We start from the raw sequence: 20,664 nt of genomic DNA on the forward strand, positions 1-20,664 counted from the left end.
CGCTCGCCGGGCGCGGTCTAGAGCCCGGCTTCGGCCCGGGCCGTCTCGAACGCTTCTTCGGCCTCGAGCCAGCTCAATTCTGCCTCTTCGATGAGATCTTCGGCCCGGGCGCGCTTCTTGTTCAGCTCTGTGGCCAGAGCGGGGTCCTTTTCCCAGAGGCCGGGCGTGGCCAGGCCGGCATCGATCTTGGCCAGGACGCCCTTCAGCCGCTCGGCTTCCTTTTCCCATCTGGCCGCCTCGGCCTTGAGGGGCTTGAGACGCTCGCGCGCTTCTGCGGCGTCGCGCCGGCGCTCGGTCTTCTGTCCCCCCGTCGGCCTGGCCTGTCCTCGCGGGCGCGTCTCTTCCTCACCTTTCAACACAAGCCGGCGATAGTCGGCCAGATCGCCCTGATAGGGGGCGATGGTCCCGTCGGCACAAAGCCAGAGCCGGTCGACACACGCCTCGATCAGGTGGCGGTCGTGGCTGATGATCAGCACTGCGCCTTCGAAGGCATTGATTGCCTCGATCAGCGCCTGACGGCTGTCCATGTCGAGATGGTTGGTCGGCTCGTCCAGTATCATCAGGTGCGAGCCGTGAAAGCTGATGAGGTTCATCAGAAGGCGTGCCTTCTCGCCCCCTGACAGCGATTTGGCGGGTGTTTCCTGACGGTCTCCGGGCAGACCGAAACGGGCCAGGCGCGAGCGGCGCTGGGCCTCGGTCGCATCTTCCATCAGCTCCAGAATATGGTCGTAGGCGCTCTGGTTGGGATGCAGGGCGTCGATCTGGTGCTGGTTGAAATGGGCGATTTCCGCCTTCTTGTGCATGCGGAAACTGCCGTCCAGCAGGTCGACATGCCCCGTCAGGAACTTCGCGAAGGTCGACTTGCCCGATCCGTTGCGACCCAGAAGACCGATCCGGTCATCGATATCGATGCGCAAGTCCATCCCGGTCAGGACCGGATTTTCGGGCGAGTAGCCCGTTGCGCCGTCCTCGATCCGGATCAGCGGATTGCCCATGCGCCTGGGTGCATCGGGAAACTCGAACGGGGCTACGGGATTGTCGACGCTGGTTGCCACCGGCTCCATCTTTTCCAGCATCTTGACGCGGGACTGGGCCTGCTTGGCCTTGCTCGCCTTCGCCTTGAACCGGTCGACGAAGCTTTGAAGGTGGCGGCGCTTCTCTTCCTGGCGCTCTTTCAGCTTCATCTGAAGACGCTGGCGCTCGGCCAGCTGACGTTCGAACTGGTCGTACCCGCCTTCCCAGATCGTCAGCTTTCCCTCGTTTAGATGCGCGATCGCGTCGACGCTGGCGTTGAGCAAATCGCGGTCGTGGGAGATGACGAGCGCGGCACCGGGGTAGCGCTGTAAGTGGGTTTCCAGCCAGATCGCGCCTTCAAGGTCGAGATAGTTGGTCGGTTCGTCCAGGAGCAGAAGATCGGGTTCGGCGAACAGGGTGGCGGCCAGCGCGACGCGCATGCGCCAGCCGCCGGAGAACTCGGCGCAGGGGCGCAGCTGGGCGTCAGGCGAAAAACCGAGCCCGTGCAGGATGGAGCCGGCCCGCGCCTCTGCCGAATGCGCATCGATGTCGGCAAGGCGCGTCTGGATGTCGGCAATGCGGTTGGGATCGGTAGCCGTCTCTGCCTCGGCCAGGAGTGCGCTGCGCTCGGTATCGGCCTCCAGCACGTAGTCCATCACCGTAGTCGGGCCGCCGGGTGCTTCCTGCGCGACCGAGCCAAGCCGGGCGCCGGGCTGCAGCGACACCGACCCGTCATCGGGAGTGGTTTCGCCACGGATCAGTCGGAACAGGGTGGACTTGCCGGTGCCGTTGCGCCCCACCAGTCCCATCTTGGTCTTGGCAGGCAGGAAGAGCGTCGCCTGATCGAACAGGCGCCGGCCTTCAATGTGATAGGTGAGGTCGTTGATGTGCAGCATGGGCGATGCCGGTTAGCACGGCTTCACACGCCGGAAAAGCGCCGCTATAAGCCGCCGCAACTTCCTCCCCATCCAGCCAGAAGGAATTTACCGATGGCCGTTCAACGCACTTTCTCGATCATCAAGCCGGATGCTACTGCGCGCAACATCACCGGCAAGGTCAATGCCAAGATCGAAGACGCCGGTCTGCGCATCATTGCCCAGAAGCGCATCAAAATGACGCGCGAGCAGGCCGAAGGCTTCTACGCCGTCCACAAGGAGCGCCCCTTCTTCAACGACCTGGTTTCCTTCATGATTTCCGGCCCGGTCGTGGTTCAGGTTCTCGAAGGCGAGAACGCGATCGCGAAATACCGTGACGTGATGGGCGCGACGAACCCGGAAGATGCCGCCGAGGGCACCATTCGGGCCAGCTTCGCCGAGTCCATCGAAGCCAACACCGTGCATGGCTCCGACGCGCCGGAAACCGCCGCGCAGGAAATTCCGTTCTTCTTCAAGGAAGACGAGATCGTCGGCTAAGCCAGGCCGCACCGGCCGCAAGGCAGAAAAAAGCCCCGGCGCTGCTTGCGCCGGGGCTTTTTTGTTCATTTGCGCTCCTGAATGTAGGCAATCGCGGCGTTCAGCATCACGTCCTGTTCGCTGCGGATCGCCGGGGCGGGCAGGAAGACATCGGGCGTGAGGGGATGGGTCTCGCGCTCCCCGTTCGGGCGGATGATGAGCGCCTTGGGATAGCCGACCAGAAATTCGGAATGGGGCAGGGTGAAGTGCTCCATGGCGCCATAGGTGGTCGCCATGTCAGTGGTCGGCTCCCCCATGATCGTGCCGAAGCCGCAATCCTGGATCAGGGCGCCGGTCGATACCGCATTCGAGAAGGAGAAGCGGTTGACCAGAACGTAGACCTCGCCATCGAAACGCTGGCCCTCGCGGGGTTGGGCATAGGGGATCTCGTACGAGACGGTTTCGCCGGGCTCGGCGGCCGCGTAGAGTTCGGCCAGGCGGGAGGAAGCGCTGGTCTCACCTTCGGTCAGGGCGTCGACGCGCGCCAGGTTGGAGGCGATCGTGGACTCGCTCACCTTGATCTGGAAGTCGGAGGCGAAGCGGAAAGGCTCGTCCGCGAACCAGGCGACGACCGGGTCTGAATAGGAATTATCCCCGCCCGGATTGTCCCTCAGGTCCAGGATCAAGGCCTCGGCGCCCGCTTCGATAAAGTCCCGATAGGCAGCATCGATATAGGCGATGAAGGCTCGCGTTGCCTCTGGATCATAGGCCTCTTCGGGCGTCGTGGCATCGACATTATAGAACGCACCGGGGCGAAGGTAGGCGATCGTTTGGTCCACCATTCGGGCTTCGCGCCCCGCCAAGGAGAAGGCATTCTCGATACCCACCGAGTTACGCAGCTCGTCCAGCGATGCGGCGGCGATCCAGGCCCGGGCCCGCTCGCCCTGGCGTTCATAGGCGATGTCGAACGAGTCCGGCTCGCCGTATTCGAGCCAGAAATAATAGAGTTCGGAGCCTTCAAGCTGGCTGTACGCCAGGGCGGGCGTGTCGGCGGCGATATTGCGCGTCAGCCGGGCCAGCCAGACCGGATTGGCCTGGCCATCGATGGACAGGATGCGGTCGCCGGGTTGAACCGGGCTGTCGGCCGGGGCTTCGGTGACGATCACCTCGCCTTCATGCACGCGCAGGCTGAGAGGAAAGAATCGTCCGGTTTCCAGATGTTCGTTCCAGTCAGGGTGAGGCGTCACGATCCGGGTGTGTGCGATCCGCGCCAGAGCGGCGAAGCGCTGGGCAATCTCGTGAAACTCACCCAGCTCCACCGGTCCGTCGATCTGGCGGATGAGTTCGTCATAGCGCTGATCGAAGGCCGAGCGGGGCGTGTGCACGAACAGGTCGTTCTGTGCGGTCTCGAGCCCTTCATACAGGGCGGCGAGGTCGGCTTCGGCCTCCTGCTCTGACAATGTCTGCGCGGTCGCGGAAGCGCAGGAGAGCGCAAGGGGAAGGGTCGAGATCAAGGATATCAAGGTTACGGGTTTCAAGGCAGGCCTCTTTTGATCGGGCCGGGTCGTCCGGCCGGGTGAGAACATGTCTTCCACCTCGCCACAAGCGCTTCTAACCTGCCATGACCGGGGCTTCCCGATCATCTGACCTTTTTCTCCCCCGGCCGGATCTTTAAAGAGCAAAGGGGTGTGCGATGGGCGAGGCTGCGCCCTTCCAGCTGCTTGAATGGCAGGTCGAGCCGGTCCGCAACCGCCTGATCGGGCCGGACGGGGAGCGCGAGGTCGAGCCGCGCGTGATGGATTTGCTCGTCCTGCTCGCGGCTCGCCCCGGCGAAGTGCTGTCGCGTACCGAGATTGGCGCCGCGGTCTGGGGCGGCGTTCACGTCAACGACGATGCGCTGGGCCGGACGGTGTGGAAGCTGCGCCAAGCCCTCGGCGACGACGCGCGAACACCGCGCTTTATCGAAACCGTGCCCAAGCGCGGCTACAGTCTGATTGCGACGCCCGAGGTCATGCCCGCGCAGGCGCCGGTCTTCGCCGCCCCGCCTCGGCAGCGCGGCCGCAGACGGCTTCTCGCCGGTGGCGCTGTGATCGGCCTTGCCCTGATCGCTGCGTCGATGTTCATGCTGCGTCCGGAGGTGGACGCCCCGGACGCCGACTCCGGCTCCGATCCGGAGGCAGAGAGCGCGCCTGAAAATCCGGATGCGGTCACCTTGCGCCGGGCCGATGCCTTCTATCACCAGTTTACCCGAACCGATAACGAAGCGGCGCTGCGTCTCTACGAAGCGGTGCTCGAAGGTGATCCGGATAATGGCGCCGCACTTGCCGGCCTGTCGAACGCGCTCACACAGCAGGTCATCCGCTGGCGCGGCGAAGCGGGTGCCCCGATGGAGCGCACAAGCCTGGGTGAGGCATTGGCCTCCGGCTATCTCGACACCGAGGAGGCGCAGCGTGTTCTGACACGTGCGCGCAGGCTGGCCGAAGCGGCGATACGGGAAAATCCTGCGCATGCGCGCGCCTATCGGTCGCTCGGGCTGGTGCTGGCGGCACAAGGCGAATTTTCCGCCGCCGAAGACGCTTACGCGCGCGCCCTCGTGATCGATCCCGACGCCTGGGGGGCGCTCATCAATCTCTCAGAAATGGCCAGCTTCCGCGGTGATGAGGCCGCCGCGCTGTCCTATCTGGAACAGGCCTATGAGGTGATGGCGCGCACCTATGATGCGCGGCCGCTGGAAATCCGGCCCTGGCACAGTGAAGTCGGCCTGTCGGTTGCGGCCCGCCATGATGAGCGCGGATCGCTGGGCGAGGCCGAACTCTGGTATCGCCGTGTGCTGTCCTCCGATCCGCTCAACCAAGCGGCCGTTCGCGGGCTTGCGGGCGTCCTGTCACGCGCCGGAGATGCAGGTGCGGCGGATGCGTTGTGCGCCGACTTCGAGCGGCGCACGGGACAGGCGTGCGAGCCGTAGGGCGGCTCAGAAAAAGAGAACCCCGACGGTCACGGCATAGAAGGCGAGAATGAGGGCGCTTTCAAAGCCGATGCCGGCAAATCCCACGCGTTGCCGGCGCAGCAGCCCGAGCATGAGCACGGCGGTCATCAGGATCGACATCGAGATCGTGAAGACCGCACCCGTCGGCATCGCGTGGTAGAGCGATCCGCCCCGGTAGGCGATGTCGGAAAACGACAGGAAGAGCGTGTCGAAAGCGTTCCCGCCGAGTATTCCGCCGACTGCAAGCGTGAGCGCTCCACGCCGCACGGCCGCAATTGACGTTACCAGCTCGGGCAGGGAGGTCGCGATGCCAGTAAACAGCCCGCCGATTGCGACCTCGGACAGCGGCGTACGGTCCGCGAGCACGACGGCGAACTGGCTGATGCCGAAGCCGGCCAGTCCGGTGAGCAGTGCCAGAAGGGCGAAACTCGTCCACGGTGGTGCGCCCGGTGTCTCGCCGTTTGCCTCAGGCGCCCCCTCGGCTTCGTCTTCCTGGGTTTCGCGCGTCATTTCGGGCGTCCACATGGGCGCCGTACGCGCGCGGCGCACCAGCTGCAGCCCGAACCCATAGGCGGCGAGCATGACGATTGTCGACGGGTGGATGCCGGCGATCGTGAAATCCGGTCCGGAATAGGTCACGAGCGGGATGGCCAGCATTGCCAGGAGCAGCGCCCCTTCGGTGATATTGGCCAGAGAGGCCGCTGCGTGTTCGAGATTGGCGCGGCGGTAGACCAGATCGGCGATGGCAAGAAAGGCGGTCTGGACGGCTATGCCGCCCACCGCGTTCGAGCTCGACAAGGCGGGAAAACCCTGTGCGGCGGTTGCGACCGACGTGATGATGCCGGGCAGGGAAGTGGCCGCGCCCAGCAGCACCGCGCCGACCAGCGCTTCCCCCCAGCCGGTGCGGTCGGCAATCACGTCGCACCGCTCGGCGAGTTGCGCACCGGCCGACGCAATGATGAGCGTGCAGATCAGGAAGCCGGCAATGACGGCTGGAAGGGGCAGATTGGCAATGAGGCTGAATGTCATGGCGAGACCAACGGGTCATGCCGCGACGGGTTCCCCGGCTAAAGCGCTGCCTTGATCTTTTCAGCCTGGGCCTTGAGCGTTTCGGTATCGGCCTGGCCGCTCTGGCCGTGTTCTCCGATGGCCTGGCCGGTATATCGCGGAATCACGTGGAAATGGATGTGAAAGATCGACTGTCCGGCCGGCGCGCCGTTGAACTGGGTAACGGTCACGCCGTCAGGATCCAGTCCCTTGGCAACCGCGCTGGCGATGGCTTTGACCCGCGTGATCGCCGCCTGGGCGGCTTCGTCGGAGAGTTCCAGCAGGTTGCGCGCGCGTTCCTTGGGAATGACGAGCGTGTGGCCCGGGCTCTGGGGGAAGATGTCCATGACGCACAGCACGTGCTCGTCTTCATGGACTTTGACCGCCGGAATCTGGCCGGAGATCATTTTGGCAAAGACATTGTCGTCGTCATAGTCGCCGTGAAGGCTCATCGAGGCGGCTCCCTGTCATCATCGCTGCGCGAAGGATCGTGATAACCGATCGAACGCGTCCACGCCAAAAAGGCTTTGAAATTTTTTTCCATCGCCCGCCAATCGATCAGCGGGGCGTCCGGATTGTAGCCAAGTTCCTGGTGGGTGAAGGGTTTGCGGCTCCCAGGATACCAGCCATGCCAGCATTCCACGCATTCGCGGGCCGCCAGGGCAGGCGGCAGGCCTGCAATCTGCCGGAGACGCGTCCCGATCCGCGCGGTGCGCCCGGCGACGGCGCGCGTGGAGCCGCCGCATCGAGGACACGCAAGGCTGTCCGCGTCCAGCCCGGCCCGACGCAGATAGGCTTCTGCCTCCGCGCGCTGATCGGCGCGGACATAGATAGGAAAGCCATCTGACACCGACATCTGGCCCGACAGGACCCCGACGAGTTGTTCGTTATGGGCATACGCCTCCATGCCCGCCTTCTGGAGAGCCGCGAGAACCGGTTGCGCCTGACCGGCGCCAAGCGGTGTGGTAAGTTTCACGAAGCCGGCCATCGATGATCCTGCTTGAAGGGCATTTCGGTTTCCAGGTCCTCGATCTCTTGAGCGATCGCGACGCGCTCGCGGCGCAGATAGCGGTCTACCGCGTCTGCAAAGCTCTCATTGGGCAGATAATGGGCCGAGTAGACGGCCTGGGGACGGTATCCGCGCGGCATCTTGTGCGGGCCCTGGGCGCCGGCCTCGACCCGTTCGAGGCGGTGCTCGATCGCGAAATCGATCGCGCGGTGATAGCAGAGCTCGAAATGAAGATTGTCCCGGTGTTCCAATGCGCCCCAATACCGGCCGAAGAGGGCGTGCGAACCGATGAAGTTCAGGGCCGCAGCGATATAACCCGCCTCGTTGCCCGCCATGACCAGCAACACGTCGTCAGCCATGCGTTCGTGGATGAGTGCGAAGAATTCGCGATTAAGGTAGGGCGTGCCCCATTTGCGCGCGCCGGTCTCCTGGTAGCATGCGAAAAAGACATCCCAGTGGTGCTCTGTCAGATCCGACCCGCGAAGCGCCTCAATGGTGAGACCCTCGCATGCGGCGGCGCGCTCCTTGCGCAGCGACTTGCGCTTGCGTGAGGAGAGGTCGGCGAGGAAGCCGTCGTAACTGCCATAGCCGCGATTGGTCCAGATGAACTGGATATCGCAGCGTTTTAGCAGACCTGCCTCCCCGAGCGCCTGCCAGGCGCCTTCTTCAGGGAATAGCACGTGCCAGGACGACAGGCCCCATTCGCCCACGACATGGCGGGCAGCCTCCACGAGGGCGACCTGGACGTCCGGATTGCTGGCCAGGACGCGGCGTCCGGTGGCAGGCGTGAACGGGATTGCGGTCAGGAGCTTGGGGTAATACTGCCCTCCGGCGGTTTCGAAGGCGTTCGCCCAGCCGTGATCGAACACGAATTCGCCGTAGGAATGGCCTTTCAGGTAAAGCGGCAAGGCTCCTACGAGCGCGCCGGTCGCCTCGTCCTCGGCCAGAAGATGCTTGGGACCCCATCCGGTCTCTTCCACCGCGCAGCCTGAACTTTCCAGTGCTTCCAGAAAATTCCAGGAGAGGAAGGGGTCGTACGCGGCACCGGGCGGATTGGCGACGGCGTCCCAGGCCTCGCGCGAGATCTCGGAGAGGCGTTCGATCATGCGGATGCGAAGGGACATGCAATAATGGTTTCCGGCCGCCTGCAGTGACCGCCAACATATAGAGCGGTCGCCGCGCTGCGGGGAGGGGAAGCTGGATCCCGTCCTTCAGGAAACGCACCTCGCAGAAAATGCTGGCGCGCCGGGTGTTTTGCGTACCCGCCGTGACTTCAGCCTACATCAGGCCGATTTCGCGCAGGCGCTCGGCCAGATAGGCGTCCGCGGTGATGGGCTGCTCGTAGCGGTCAGGCCTCTCGGCAGACACGCACCCGGGCAGCGTCCTGATTTCAAAGTCCGGATTGAAATGCAGGAAGAAGGGCGTCGAGTAGCGCGGATACCTCATCCGTTCGGCCGACGGGTTCACGACGCGGTGGGTTGTGGACGGCAGCACGTCATTGGTCAGGCGCTGCAGCATGTCGCCGATATTGACCACGAGAGCATCGCGCGGCGGTTGGATGGGAAGCCAGTCGCCGTCCCGGGTCTTGACCTGGAGCCCGGCTTCCTCGGCGCCCAGCAGCAAGGTGATGACGTTGATGTCTTCGTGCGCCCCTGCGCGTACGCCGCCCGGTTCTCCCTCGATCGGAGGGTAGTGCAGCAGGCGCAGCACCGAGTTGCCCTGATCGACCGTGTTGTCGAACCAGGTTTCCTCAAGCGAGAGATCGCGCGCGATCGCCCGCAACAGGACACGTCCCATGGCGTCGAGCGCTTCGTAAAGCGCCTTGGTTGACGCGTCCAACCCATCGACCTCGGCGACGCTGACATTGTCCGGCATGGAGGGCGCATACCGATGGCCCGCAGGAAGATCACGGCCGCGGTGCCAGAATTCCTTCAGGTCGCGTTCCGTTGCCCCTTTCGCGACTTCGATCCCGAACGGCGTATAGCCACGCGCGCCACCCTGACCCTCCTGATGGTATTGCCGCTTGGTCTCAGGCGGCAGGGCGAAGAAAGCCTTCGCGTCGGCCAGAGCGCGATCGATGATGGTCTGGTCCACGCCATGATCACGCACGACGGCAAAGCCGTATTCACGGAATGACCGGCCGAGCGCGGCGGCAAATCCGTCCGGATCGCTCGCCGACTGGGCGAAGGAGACCGGGGCGATGCTGTCTTGGGTCAATATTGTCATGGTAGTCCCGGTTTAATCCTGGCTCGCGCGCTCGTGAAGAGGGCCGGGTTGACCAAAGTGCCGCAGGGGCCAATCTGCAAGCCATCGCTTCAGAGCCCGGAGAGCCCTCATGACCGCGCCGATTGAACTGCATTACTGGCCAACGCCGAACGGTTGGAAGATTTCTATCGCACTGGAGGAGATGGAATTGCCCTATGCCGTGAAGCCGGTCAATATCGGCGCTGGCGAGCAGTTCAAGTCCGAATTTCTGGCGATCAGCCCCAATAACCGCATGCCGGCCATCGTCGATCCTGACGGACCCGACGGCAAACCGATCTCGGTCTTCGAAAGCGGAGCCATCCTGCAATACCTCGCGCGCAAGACAGGACGCTTCTATGGTGAGACCGAGCGCGAGCGCGTCAAGGTGGATGAATGGCTGATGTGGCAGATGGCCGGGCTCGGCCCCATGGGCGGACAGGCTCATCACTTCCGCAGCTACGCCCCGCGGATCGAACCTGACCTTTCCAAACTGGAATACGGCAAGACGCGCTATACCAACGAAGTGAATCGTCTCTACGGCGTGCTCGACACCCAGCTGACCGGGCGGGCCTTCGTGACCGGCACCTACTCCATCGCGGACATGGCCATCTGGCCCTGGATCCTGCCGGACGGCCAAGGCCAGGACCTGACCGAGTTCCCCGCGCTGAAGGCCTGGTACGAGCGCTTGAAAGAGCGCCCTGCGCTCCGCCGCGGACGCGATGTCGGCAAGGAATTCAGCCGCTCGCTGGCCGACGACAATGAAGACATGAAGAAGGCCCGCGATGTGCTTTTCGGGCAAAAGGCCCGCAAATAAGGACCCGGCCCGCACCGGTTTTGCTTCAAGCCTGCGCGTCTGCGTGCTTTGTTGCCGCCGGGGCTTGACGTGAGGGGCTGAGGTGGGAGCAACCAATCAGGAAGACGGGTCCGTGCGCGGCATGTCCGCCGCGGCGCTGCGCGTTCTGCGCCCTCTTGCCTTTTTCTGCTTGCTCGTGTCTGCGGTGTTCTTGGCGTACCAGGCGGGCTCGATCCATTACCGTGAGACAGGCTGGTCGCCTGTGCTGCGAACGAGCGAGGCGCGCGTCCAGGCTCTCATCGAGGACCGGGTCAGGAATGTGGATGCCGCGCGCGCCTATTGGGACTCGGAGCTGGCCCGGCGGGTCGATCCGTCCCGCTCTCCGATTCCAGACCTCGACGGCGTGCGTTCGCTGGGCGGGGCGCTTGACCTTCTGTCCGGGCGAAAGGCGTTTGCGCTCTCGCTCCGCGACGGGGGGGCGCAAGGCGTGGCGAATGCCCGCTTGCGTGCCCGGCCGGTCTGGCAGCAAGAGCGCCTGATCGAGGCGGAGCTGACCGGTCTCGCGCGCACCGCCCGCGAAGCCGGCATCGCCCCTCCCGAGCTTGTCCTGGCCGACCCGGCGATTTTGCGCAGGGCCCGGCAGAGCGAGCGGCTCTATGGGCGCGCGATTTCGGAGTTCGACCGCTGGTTCGTCGATCCGGCCGGCCGAAGCCTGCGGCTGGCTGCGTTTCCCGGCTGGACGGGCCGCGTCGAGGACGCGGTGCTTCTGCACGCGAGTGTGAGCCCTGACACGCGCGACCCGGCTGAACGCCATCTGGCCGGCCTCCTGCGAGGCACCGGCGATCCGGGTGTTCGCGCCGGCGCCCGCATGCTGTACGCCGGGCACCAGGCCGGCCTGCTCACCGCCGGTCTCGTCGAAGGCGCAGGCGAGCACGAGCTGTTGGACATGGCGCGGGGCGCAAACCGGTTGCGGTTGCGTCTCGGCGCGGGGCCGGCGCTGCGCGTCATGCCCGCAGTGCGCTCAGCTCAAGACGTTGAACATCTCGTGCTCCTCTCAAACCTGCTGGGTCCGGATACGCTGGCGGTGGTCGAGCTGTTCGGGGACGACGCGGCCTATCTGCTCGACGCGATGAGTATGCCGGCAGCGCCAGGCTGGTCGGTCAGAATGCGGCTCGCGCTCGCAGCTACATGCGGTCTTCTTGCATTGCTCCTGGTCGTCAGCGCGCCGCTCGGCGCGGCGCTCAGGCGCACGCACGGGTCAGGCGGGGCGGGCTAACGATTCAGGAATACGGTTTAATCGAAAGTAGGAAATCCTAACGAAAATAAACGGTTAAATTGTGTTATTCTTGATGCGCTTTAACCGTGTGGATACCAAAGGCCGACATTCTCCATCTCGTAGAAGGGGCTCGAAGAGGCCTTGAGTGGATGGCAAAGCCCGGTGACACCGTTGAGATGCGGGCACCCGGCGACAGAAAAGGGGAATGGCAGAATGGCCTTCACCGATGTTGAAACCGCGCAAGTGCATGAAGCGGTTACGGTCGAGCCGAAAGGCGATGACCTGTGCAAGTTGGGCCTGCTCTATTCGACGGGCCAGGGTGGTGTGATCGACTATGTCGAGGCCCACAAATGGTTCAACCTCGCAGCCCTGATGGGCTCCGAACCGGCCAAGCACTACCGCCGCGAAGTCTCCGAAGAAATGGACATGGACCAGATCGCGGCCGCTCAGCGCGCGGCGCGCGAATGGCTCTCCACGCGCCACTAGGCGTCATAGCCAAGTAGGTCGGCCTTCGCTTACGCTAGTTGTCGTTCAGGATCGAGTTCGCCAGGGCGTAGCCGAAGGCTTCGTTGAACGGCACGATGTTGGCGATGTACTGCTCGACGAACAGGTTGACCTCCGCAATGGTCGAGCGCGGCACGAAAACGATATCGTGCCGGCGTAGCGGAACCTGGTCGGCTGGCCGGCCGCTCAATGCATCGCGCAGGTCGACGGTGCGCATCATGGCCGATCCGTCCGGAGCCCGGCGCAGCACCACGACTTCGCCTCGGCGGGCCGTATTCTGGAAGCCGCCGGCAAGCAGCACCGCCTCCAGCGTGCCTGTGCGCATGTCAGGCAGCGGATACAGACCCGGGGTCGCGACTTCGCCGCCCACGAAAATATTCTGGGAGGCCGCACCGGTGGCGCGAACCTCCACGATAGGATCGCGCAGGACGCTCGAATAGCGCTGGGCGATCAGGCGCGCGGCTTCAGGCTCTGTGAGGTCGGCGACCATCAGCGCGCCGAGCATGGGCAGGTTCGCGCGCCCGTCCGGACCGACTGTGACCGGGCCCGACAGCTCGTTCGCAGTGTATACCGTTACCGTAATCTCATCACCGGGATAGAGCCGGTAGGCTGGATCCTCCGAGCTCCACTCGGCGAAGCGTGCCGGATCGAACCCGGTCGAGGGCGCCGACTGCGGCGATCCCGCGCAAGCGGTCAACGCAAGCAGGGCGAGCGCGACCGGGCTTTGGCGAAAAATGACCATCGTGCACCTTCTTAAGAAGTCTGACTATTTTTGCACCGTGGCGCGGTACGGCTAAGGAAAAATTAAGCGCACGCGCGCGAGATGGGGGCATGAGCGATTACGAGCAATCCAGCACCGGCCGGGGGCCAGGCGCCAATTCGCCACGCCGCGAGATGGACCTGTTCGATATCGTTGCGCTGGCCTGGGCCGAAAAGATCCTCATTGTGCTGGTCTTCCTGGCACTCTTCATTCCGGCTGCCATTGCCGCCTACGTCCTGCTCCAGCCTACTTACGAGGCCCAGTCGCGGCTCCTGATTCTGCTCGACGAGGAAAACCCCACTCCGGCGGCAGCCGGTACGGGCGACGCGTTCGTGCTCGATCAGGTCATGCAGTCAGAGATCGAGATTCTGAATTCGGACGCGGTCCGCCGCTTTGCGCTGGAACGCAGCGGAGCGGAGGTGACGCCCACGGCGTTGCAGCGTCTTCGCGACGGGTTTTCCATCAACCGCCCGCCGTTTTCCAGCGTCCTGATCGCGCAGTTCGAATCTGCCGACCCGGAGCGGGCGGCCCGGACCTTGAATGCGATCGTCGATGCCTATCTCGCTTATCGCCAGGAAATTCTTCTCGAAGACGGGGCGGGCAGTCTGTCTGCACGGCTGGCGAGGGCCGAAATCGTGGCCGAGAGCGCGGCAGCCGATCTGCGCAACTTCCTGATCTCTCACGACATCGGTGATTTCGAAGCCGAGCAGGCCGCCCTTATTGCGCGTATCAGCGATCTTCAGACCCGGCTCCTTGCCGCTGAAGCCGAGGCCGATGCCGCCCAGGCTGGCGCTGCGGCGCTGCGCGAGCGTCTCGAAACCCTGCCTCAGACGATCGAACAATATGTCGAGAACGATGTGTCCGGTCAGCTGCTGACGCTTGAAGTGCGCAGGCGGGAGCTGCTGGCGCGTTATCTGCCGGAGGCACCGCCGGTCATCGCCGTGGAACGCGAGATCGAAGCGTTGCGCGACTTCATCCAGTCCGGCGGCGCGGAGGGTGCAGGCCAGCGCCGCACGGGCCCGAACCCGATTTACCAGGAACTCGATACCACAAGACTGCAGCAGGCGAATGCGGCAGTGACCCAGGCGCGTCTGGCGCGCGCCCTGCGCGGGCAACTGGCGAATGCGCGCGAACAGTCGGCGCGCCTGCGTGCCCTGCGCCCCGCCTACGACCGCCTCAATCGGGAGGCTCAGGCTGCAACGCTCGCCGCCGAGCGTCTGGTTGGTCAGGTCGCCAATGCCGACGCTCAGGCTGCCGGTTCGCCCGAGGCGGCGGAGGCGGTGCGGATCGTCGAGCGCGCCTATCCGCCCGATCAGGCCAGTTCGCTGCGCAAGATCGGCGTGATCGGTGCCGGGGTGTTCGCCCTGGGGCTGGCCATGCTGACCGGTCTGCTGCGCGGATATCTGACCGGCTACCGCCCGCGATCTTCGCCGCCGCCGCGCGTGTCGCGCGACGCTCCGCCCCATGCCTACCGCGATGCGGCGTCTCAGGGCATGCCGCCGCGGGCCCCGCATTCGACCCCTACGCGCAAGCGGCGATCAATGCCGGTTCTGGCGCGCGTCGCAGAAGAGCCAGCGTCAGCGCCTCGTTAACTGTCACTGGGTAGGATGGCTTCGAATAAAGGAGCCTGGCTCAGCATGTCCGCCCGCGCGCAACTGGAAGATCTGTCGCGGCGCCTCACCACGCGTGAGGCGCGCGGGCGTGCCTATATGGTCGTTCCGATCACGCCGGGGGCGGGCGCGTCCTTCATCTGCGCCCGCCTGGCCGCGAACGCGGCCCGGGAATCGGCGCGGCCAGTATGGCTTTTCGATCTCGATTTCGGCGCGAACCCCCAGTCCACACGCACGCGGATGAACGGGGCGGCCTATAGCGCGGACCTTGGTGCTGAACGCTTCTGGCGCACCGAGCCGGAGGGCGCTGGGCGCCTGGCGCTTCGCAAGGTCGATGCGGCGCCGGTCCTGATTTCGGTTTTTGAACGCGATCCCGGTGAGGTTCGCCGGGTGACGTTCGCGTCAGCTCCTGCCTATTGGGACCGTGTCCGTGACGCCTGCGGGCTGGCCCTCATCGACATTCCCTGCGACAGCCCGGCGGCCACAGCGCTTTGCGCGGATGTGGACGGGGTAATCCTCGTGGGCGATGCAAAGACGACCACGCGTGCGATGGCCGATTCGCTGGCTGACGAGATCGAGCACGCCGGCGGCGAGGTACTCGGGGTGATCCTCAACCGCGCCCCGGAACAGGCCACCCGGTGAGCGCGGCCCGTCTGGCCGAGCGCTGGCGCAGCCAGACTCCTGTTCTGACCGGCTTGCCTGTGATCGAAGGCGCCGTTGCCGTCGTGCTGCTGTTCCTCTTCTCCCAGGCGCTTCTCGGTCCGCTTCTGGCCGACCCTGCCGATCCCGAGGGCGCCCCGATCCTCCGGCTCATCTGGCCGCCGGTCTACGCGCTGACCCTGGTTCTGATGATGAGCCGGCCCGGCGCTTCATTGCGCTATCTTGCCTACGGATGGCCGGTACTGGCCCTGGCGGCGTTGACCGTGCTGTCCACGGCCTGGTCGCTCGATCCGGCGCTGACGCTCCGCCGCAGCTTTGCCATCTTCATGACCACGCTGTTCGGTATCTGGCTGGCCGCCGCCTTCTCATGGCGCGACCTGCTGCGTGTCCTCGGCGCGCTCTTTGCCCTGCTTGCCGTCATGAGCTTCGTCGCCGGTCTCGCGGTGCCGGGGTTTGGCATCATGCAAGAAATCCATCCCGGCGCCTGGAAAGGGCTGTGGTGGGAGAAGAACACGCTGGGCGCCCTGATGGCCTGGGCGCTGCTTGTTTTCGTCTCCGCCGGTGCGATCGACCCGCGCTACGCATGGGTCTGGCGCGCTCTGGCGCCGCTCGCGCTGCTTCTGGTCCTGCTCTCCACCTCGAAGACGGCGTTGCTGGCGAGCCTCGTGGCGTTGGGCGGTCCGCTCGCCATCGCCCTGGTGCGACGCGATTTCACCTTTGCCGCCGTAACTCTGGTGACTGCCGCACTGGGTCTGGCGGCGGGTGTGATCGCGCTGATTATCGGTCCCGCAGCCATCCTCGAAGCGCTGGGCCGCGATCCGTCCCTGACGGGGCGGATTCCCATATGGGCGGGCCTGATCGATGTGATCGGGCAGGCGCCGTGGACCGGCTTTGGATATGGCGCGTTCTGGGCGGCCGAAGACGGGCCGGTGCATTGGCTGCGCAAGGCAACGGAGTGGGATGTGCCTACCGCTCACAATGCCTGGATCGAAACCGCGCTGGCGCTCGGCTTGCCCGGGCTCGTACTGGGTGCCTTCGTCTTCCTGCGCGCCGTCGGGCAGGGCGTGCTGCGCCTGCTTTCCGGCAACGAAACCTATTTCGCGCTGACCTTCATGGTGACCTGGGGTCTGATCAGTGTCAGCGAAAGCAACATGCTCCAGCAAAACAGCCTGGTCTGGGTGCTGCTGGTGACGGTTACGACCAAGCTGGCCGCGCCGCGCGATCAGGCGTGCGAGGCGCCATAAAAGCGCGGCTCGAAGCGCTCCATCCAGACAAGCTTGCCCGCGCCTTTGGCGGTCCGGTCCAGACACGCCGCGCACGCGCGAGCGCTGATCAGCCGGGCGGGGAGGGCACACAGGCCGTGGACCACCAGCTGAGCCGCCCCGATCCCCATCCAGGCCGCCAGACCGGCCCAGTCCGGCTGCGCGCGTCTGAAGCAATTCTGGCTCGGCCCCTGCCCGTAGGCGAAGCTGCGCAAGAGCAGGTGACGCCAGTTCGCGCGTCGCGGCTCGACATGTTCGATGACTTCGGCCCCGGCCGCCCACCCGAAGCGCGCGCCGTCCCGGGACAAGGCGGCAAACAGAATATCGTCTTCGCCCCCGGTCTCGTTCGCGACCGGGTCGAAAGGCGGCTCGGGCAAAGAGACCTCGCGCCGGTCGATGAGCGAGTTGCCGCATCCGCGAGGCCGGGTCAGAACCTGGTCGACGTCCGGACCCGTGCGCGAATAGAGGCGCGAAATGTACGCGTTACGCACGCTCGCGTGGCTGCCGGTCGAGGACGGCGCCTGGGCGCGCACCGGGCCAAACACGACGGCCGCATTCAGCCTGTCACGGGCGATCAGCAGGCTTTCCAGCCAGTGCGGCGCGGCGCTCTCATCATCGTCGAGCTGGACTATGAAGCGGCCACGTGCAGCCTCAAATCCGGCATTGCGCGCATTGGCGACTCCGGCCCGGGGCTCGTGGACATAGTCGATCACGACCGGGCTCGCCGAGGCCAGGGCCTCGGTGACCGAACGGGCGCCGCCTTCGGGCGCGTTGTCTACGACAACGATCTGGTCTGGACGTACGGTCTGGGTGAACAGGCTGCGCAGCGCGCGGGCCAGCCCGTCCGGCCGGCGGAAGGTCGGAACCAGGACCGTGACGCTCACGAGACGCGCTCGGCCTGCGGAGTTTCGATCCGGGTCAGCGCGTCTCCCATCGTCATCACGCGGCAGGACAGGTCTGCGGCGAGCTGGCAGACCTCGTCCAGGAAATCCGGTGTGCATCCCCACTGGCTGGGCCGCTCGCTGACATCGTGACCGTAGAAGATGAGCCAGCCAGGGTTGGCGGCCGCGTCACGGACCGCGTCGAGGGCGCGTGCCAGACCGGCTTTGCCGCCGTCGAGCGGCACGGCCTTCAGCAGTGCGCGGTCCGCATGTCCGCGATTGATGCCGGGTTGCACGCCGCGCAAGGCGCGATAGTGCTGCGACAAGGCTTTCTTCGTCGCCGGGCTCGCCTCGCCGTAGGGAAAGGCAAAGACGCCGAGTTCGCTCTCATGGCCCATGGCGGCGAGGGCGCGCCGGTTCCGGGCGCAATCGGCCATCACAGCCTCGACCGGCGCGCAACCGGAATCCAGATGGCCGTAAGTGTGGCAACCGATCTCGTGCCCGGCCGTGCGAAGGCGCAGAAGATCGCCCGGCTTGAACAGCGCGCCGAGATGGTTTTGCGAGCCGGCATATCCGGCTGCGGCAAAATAGGTGGCCCGCCAGCCGAAGCGTTCCAGGATGTCGGCGCCCGTCCAGGCGGCCGAACGCGGGAAGTCGTCGAATGTGAAGGAGATGAGCGCGCGGTTCAACACGATCTGCAAGGGCTGGCGGGCCAGCTGACGGGCTGCGAGCCTGCGCAGCTTGCCTGCCGGGCCGCCGGACGGGATGTAGGTGTCGTTCATTGCATGGCCTCCGCTGCGCGTGCCGCGCGGTAGAATTTGATTGCCAGGACACGCAGGCGCACCGGCAACGCCTCCGTGAGTGCTGCCCGGCGCATGACTGTCCTCATCGGGCTGGCGAGGCGCAGCCGGCGTACGAGACGCGCCCAGCGCGCGCCCGGCAGGCGGGTCATTTCGCGATTGCGTTCCAGGAAGCGCGCGAAATTCGCGCCGCCATCGTCATACTTGGCGAGGAGTTCGCCGACGGTGTGCAAGCCGACATGGCGGGCCGGAATGTCGAGATGGACCAGCCGGGCTTTCCGCGCCGCACGGGCAGCCCAGTCCACATCTTCCCAGCCCCAGCCGGAAAACCCTGTGTCGAAAGCCACTTCGCCCATGAGTGAGCGGCGCACGAGCAGGTTGGAGCTGCAGAAGGCCGAGGTGCCGATCCGGGTGCGCTGTGCGACCGAGGCCACGTCCCCGGCGCTTGCCAGTGCCGCGTGGACGCGGTGTTCGCGGACGATCCGGTCGGGCAGCTCAAAGCCGCCGAATGCGGCATCGAAGTCCGGTTGGCGTGCGAATGCGTCAAGCCAGTCGCGGATGAAGCCGGTCGGAATCGACATGTCGGCATCCAGGAAAAGCAGCCAGTCTGCGCGGGCCCGGCCTGCCAGCGTGTTGCGCCCGGAGGCGCGGCCGAGATTGGTGCGCGCGCTGACGAGGCGGGCCGGGGCGCGGCTCGCCAGTACCGCAGCCGTTACGGCGGCGTTGAGCGCGGGGTCCGGTTGGCCGTCGTCGAAAAGGACGATCTCGATATCGGCGTCTTCGCGCGCCAGTGCGTCTATCAGCGTACGCGGATCGTCCTTGTAGAACGGTATCAGCACTGACAGGGCAGGCGTCCCCTGCCGGGCGGATCGGGCGTTGCGCACTTCGTGAAAGAGGGGCGGACTCATGAGATGGCCTCCCGGAGCGGACGGCCTATGCCGGGAAGGAAATTCCGGCAGCCGGCAATATTGAAGACGAGGGCGAGCGGCACGAACACGCCGACGCCGACTGCGACGCGCGACACCAGGTCGACCAGGGCCGGGCCGAACTCAGGCAGGGCCAGGATTGCCGCGCCCATGATGACCGCGGCTGCGCCCGCCTTGATCCAGTCGGCAACAGGCAGGGGCAGGGCGAAGGTGCGCTGCCCGAGCAGTGCGCAGGCCAGAAGCGAGACGGCATAGGCGATGACGGTCGCAATCGCGGCGCCGGCGATGCCGAAGGCCGGCACCAGAAAGAGGTTCAAAATCAAGTTGAAAGCCGCGCCCGCCATCATGGTGAGCGCCATCGCGCGCGGCTGACGCCCCAGGATGAAGGCCTCGTGGAAGTAGTAGGTCATGAGCCCGTTCAGGAGCCCGGCGAGCGCGATCCAGGGCATGATGGCCGCGGCCTGGGCGACGATCTCCGGCGCGATCATCAGGCGGGCCAGAGGCTCGGCGACGAGTGCGAGTCCGAGCGCGGCCGGAAATCCGATCAGTCCCATCAGCGCGCCGGCTTGCTTCATCACGCGCCGGGCTGCGGCGGGGCCCTCGGTTTCCAGAGCGGTGATCGCCAGCGGACCGGCGGCGGCGCCGAGCCAGATGAAGACGATGTCGAGCGAACGGTCCGCAATACCGTAGCCCGCGGCGTAGGCGCCGGTCGCGGCATTGCCGAGAAAGCCTGCAATAACAAAGCGGTCTCCGGTAGACAGCAGATATTCGAACATCAGGGAGAAGGCGACGGGAGCGCCATAGGCCAGAAAGGTCATGGCCCGCACGCCGCTGGCCCGGTCGGGCTTCGCGCCGCTGAGCAGCACGGGCAGGTCGATCAGGCAGGCGATGAGCGCGGCGAGGGCCATGCCGGCGAACGGCCCGGCCGGACCCAGCCCGCCGGCCAGGGTGAAGACGATGCCCAGCGCGAATCCGCCAACCAGTGTAAGGCTTTGCAGGATGGAATAGCGCACCGCTTCGCCTGCCGCGCGCCGTGTCACCAGCGACAGGGAGAGGGCGGAGCGGATAACCAGATGACCGACCGCAAAGCCTGATGCGCTTTTCATGGCGGGGCTGAGCGGGCTGAACGCGATGGCGACGCCCAGCAGCGCGGCAGTGGCCACGCCGAGGAACAGGTAAACCCTTATGGCGGTTGCGAAATGAGGTTTGAAGCGGCCCCGCGCCGCAGCGCGGGCGTGGAAGCGGGCGACCGCAGCGTCGAGCCAGCTGAACAGCGCCGTCCCGATCAGCGAGGCGGCCACCAGAATGAGGGAGTACTGGCCGTATTCGTCCGGCGTCAGGATGCGCGTGAAGACCACCACGCCGCCGAACCCGACAATCGCCTGGGCCAGGTATACCGGCAAATATGCGATCAGATGGCGGTTCAACATGAGGCGGCGGTGTCCCGATTTCGCGACGTGGATAGATTTGCCGGCGAAGATGCAAACTCCGGGCCGGGGCG

20 protein-coding genes are annotated in these 20,664 nt (G+C 65.5%); 8 read left to right on the forward strand and 12 right to left on the reverse strand.

Going from position 1 to position 20,664, the window contains the following annotated elements; translation table 11 throughout:
- Window positions 1–17: 17 nt before the first annotated feature.
- The gene (locus tag PGP17_RS14585; RefSeq protein ID WP_135943896.1) at window positions 18–1,910 is read right to left on the reverse strand and encodes an ABC-F family ATP-binding cassette domain-containing protein; all 1,893 of its coding nucleotides are present in this window, start codon (window positions 1,908–1,910) and stop codon (window positions 18–20) included.
- A 93-nt stretch (window positions 1,911–2,003) separates the two neighbouring features.
- On the opposite strand from PGP17_RS14585, the gene ndk reads away from it, so the two are divergent.
- Entirely contained in the window at window positions 2,004–2,426 is a 423-nt protein-coding gene (gene ndk, locus PGP17_RS14590; RefSeq protein ID WP_135943895.1) for a nucleoside-diphosphate kinase, read from the forward strand.
- A gap of 65 nt (window positions 2,427–2,491) precedes the next feature.
- On the opposite strand, the gene PGP17_RS14595 is transcribed toward ndk, so the two are convergent.
- Complete coding sequence (locus PGP17_RS14595; RefSeq protein WP_270376112.1) at window positions 2,492–3,919, reverse strand: S41 family peptidase; 1,428 nt, start codon at window positions 3,917–3,919, stop codon at window positions 2,492–2,494.
- Between the two features lie 179 nt (window positions 3,920–4,098).
- Between PGP17_RS14595 and PGP17_RS14600 the strand changes: the two genes are divergently transcribed.
- A complete protein-coding gene (locus PGP17_RS14600) occupies window positions 4,099–5,370 on the forward strand; it encodes a winged helix-turn-helix domain-containing protein (protein ID WP_270376114.1) in 1,272 nt (423 codons plus the stop codon).
- A gap of 6 nt (window positions 5,371–5,376) precedes the next feature.
- On the opposite strand, the gene PGP17_RS14605 is transcribed toward PGP17_RS14600, so the two are convergent.
- From PGP17_RS14605 to PGP17_RS14625, 5 genes are all read right to left on the reverse strand, one after another.
- A complete protein-coding gene (locus PGP17_RS14605; RefSeq protein WP_270376116.1) occupies window positions 5,377–6,420 on the reverse strand; it encodes a sodium:calcium antiporter in 1,044 nt (347 codons plus the stop codon).
- A gap of 38 nt (window positions 6,421–6,458) precedes the next feature.
- Window positions 6,459–6,890 (reverse strand): HIT family protein, encoded by a 432-nt coding sequence (locus PGP17_RS14610; RefSeq protein WP_270376118.1) that lies wholly within the window; start codon window positions 6,888–6,890, stop codon window positions 6,459–6,461.
- Window positions 6,887–7,426 carry a hypothetical protein gene (locus tag PGP17_RS14615; protein ID WP_270376120.1) on the reverse strand — a complete coding sequence of 180 codons (540 nt, stop codon included), beginning with the start codon at window positions 7,424–7,426 and terminating at the stop codon, window positions 6,887–6,889. The genes PGP17_RS14610 and PGP17_RS14615 overlap by 4 nt, the downstream gene beginning before the upstream one ends.
- Window positions 7,411–8,571: a GNAT family N-acetyltransferase gene (locus PGP17_RS14620; protein WP_270376122.1), complete on the reverse strand. Its 1,161-nt coding sequence runs from the start codon at window positions 8,569–8,571 to the stop codon at window positions 7,411–7,413. The genes PGP17_RS14615 and PGP17_RS14620 overlap by 16 nt, the downstream gene beginning before the upstream one ends.
- A 154-nt stretch (window positions 8,572–8,725) precedes the next feature.
- A complete protein-coding gene (locus tag PGP17_RS14625) occupies window positions 8,726–9,673 on the reverse strand; it encodes an isopenicillin N synthase family dioxygenase (RefSeq protein ID WP_270376124.1) in 948 nt (315 codons plus the stop codon).
- A 109-nt stretch (window positions 9,674–9,782) separates the two neighbouring features.
- On the opposite strand from PGP17_RS14625, the gene PGP17_RS14630 reads away from it, so the two are divergent.
- From PGP17_RS14630 to PGP17_RS14640, 3 genes are all read left to right on the forward strand, one after another.
- Window positions 9,783–10,505, forward strand: a complete 723-nt coding sequence (locus PGP17_RS14630) for a glutathione S-transferase family protein (protein ID WP_270376125.1) — start codon at window positions 9,783–9,785, stop codon at window positions 10,503–10,505.
- A gap of 112 nt (window positions 10,506–10,617) precedes the next feature.
- Entirely contained in the window at window positions 10,618–11,760 is a 1,143-nt protein-coding gene (locus PGP17_RS14635; protein WP_270376127.1) for a hypothetical protein, read from the forward strand.
- A 213-nt stretch (window positions 11,761–11,973) separates the two neighbouring features.
- Window positions 11,974–12,246 (forward strand): SEL1-like repeat protein, encoded by a 273-nt coding sequence (locus tag PGP17_RS14640; RefSeq protein ID WP_135943885.1) that lies wholly within the window; start codon window positions 11,974–11,976, stop codon window positions 12,244–12,246.
- A 34-nt stretch (window positions 12,247–12,280) separates the two neighbouring features.
- Here PGP17_RS14640 and PGP17_RS14645 read toward each other — a convergent pair whose 3' ends face one another.
- A complete protein-coding gene (locus tag PGP17_RS14645; RefSeq protein ID WP_135943884.1) occupies window positions 12,281–13,006 on the reverse strand; it encodes a polysaccharide biosynthesis/export family protein in 726 nt (241 codons plus the stop codon).
- Window positions 13,007–13,095: 89 nt separating this feature from the next.
- Between PGP17_RS14645 and PGP17_RS14650 the strand changes: the two genes are divergently transcribed.
- The 3 genes from PGP17_RS14650 to PGP17_RS14660 are packed head-to-tail and all read left to right on the forward strand — an operon-like array spanning window position 13,096 to window position 16,538.
- Window positions 13,096–14,616 carry a GumC family protein gene (locus PGP17_RS14650; RefSeq protein ID WP_270376129.1) on the forward strand — a complete coding sequence of 507 codons (1,521 nt, stop codon included), beginning with the start codon at window positions 13,096–13,098 and terminating at the stop codon, window positions 14,614–14,616.
- A 45-nt stretch (window positions 14,617–14,661) separates the two neighbouring features.
- Window positions 14,662–15,276, forward strand: a complete 615-nt coding sequence (locus tag PGP17_RS14655) for a hypothetical protein (protein ID WP_270376131.1) — start codon at window positions 14,662–14,664, stop codon at window positions 15,274–15,276.
- Entirely contained in the window at window positions 15,273–16,538 is a 1,266-nt protein-coding gene (locus PGP17_RS14660; protein WP_270376134.1) for an O-antigen ligase family protein, read from the forward strand. Before PGP17_RS14655 ends, PGP17_RS14660 begins: the two co-directional genes overlap by 4 nt.
- Here PGP17_RS14660 and PGP17_RS14665 read toward each other — a convergent pair.
- From PGP17_RS14665 to PGP17_RS14680, 4 genes are read right to left on the reverse strand one after another with little or no spacing between them, the layout of a single operon-like run.
- Entirely contained in the window at window positions 16,517–17,440 is a 924-nt protein-coding gene (locus tag PGP17_RS14665) for a glycosyltransferase family 2 protein (RefSeq protein WP_270376135.1), read from the reverse strand. The genes PGP17_RS14660 and PGP17_RS14665 overlap by 22 nt on opposite strands.
- The gene (locus PGP17_RS14670) at window positions 17,437–18,219 is read right to left on the reverse strand and encodes a polysaccharide deacetylase family protein (protein ID WP_270376137.1); all 783 of its coding nucleotides are present in this window, start codon (window positions 18,217–18,219) and stop codon (window positions 17,437–17,439) included. The genes PGP17_RS14665 and PGP17_RS14670 overlap by 4 nt, the downstream gene beginning before the upstream one ends.
- On the reverse strand, window positions 18,216–19,145 hold the full coding sequence (locus tag PGP17_RS14675; RefSeq protein WP_270376138.1) for a glycosyltransferase family 2 protein: 930 nt from the start codon (window positions 19,143–19,145) through the stop codon (window positions 18,216–18,218). Before PGP17_RS14675 ends, PGP17_RS14670 begins: the two co-directional genes overlap by 4 nt.
- Window positions 19,142–20,593: a lipopolysaccharide biosynthesis protein gene (locus tag PGP17_RS14680; protein WP_270376140.1), complete on the reverse strand. Its 1,452-nt coding sequence runs from the start codon at window positions 20,591–20,593 to the stop codon at window positions 19,142–19,144. The genes PGP17_RS14675 and PGP17_RS14680 overlap by 4 nt, the downstream gene beginning before the upstream one ends.
- Window positions 20,594–20,664 lie beyond the last annotated feature (71 nt).

Origin of the sequence: Marinicauda sp. Alg238-R41, assembly GCF_947331485.1 — a bacterium.
Lineage (GTDB): Bacteria > Pseudomonadota > Alphaproteobacteria > Caulobacterales > Maricaulaceae > Marinicauda > Marinicauda pacifica.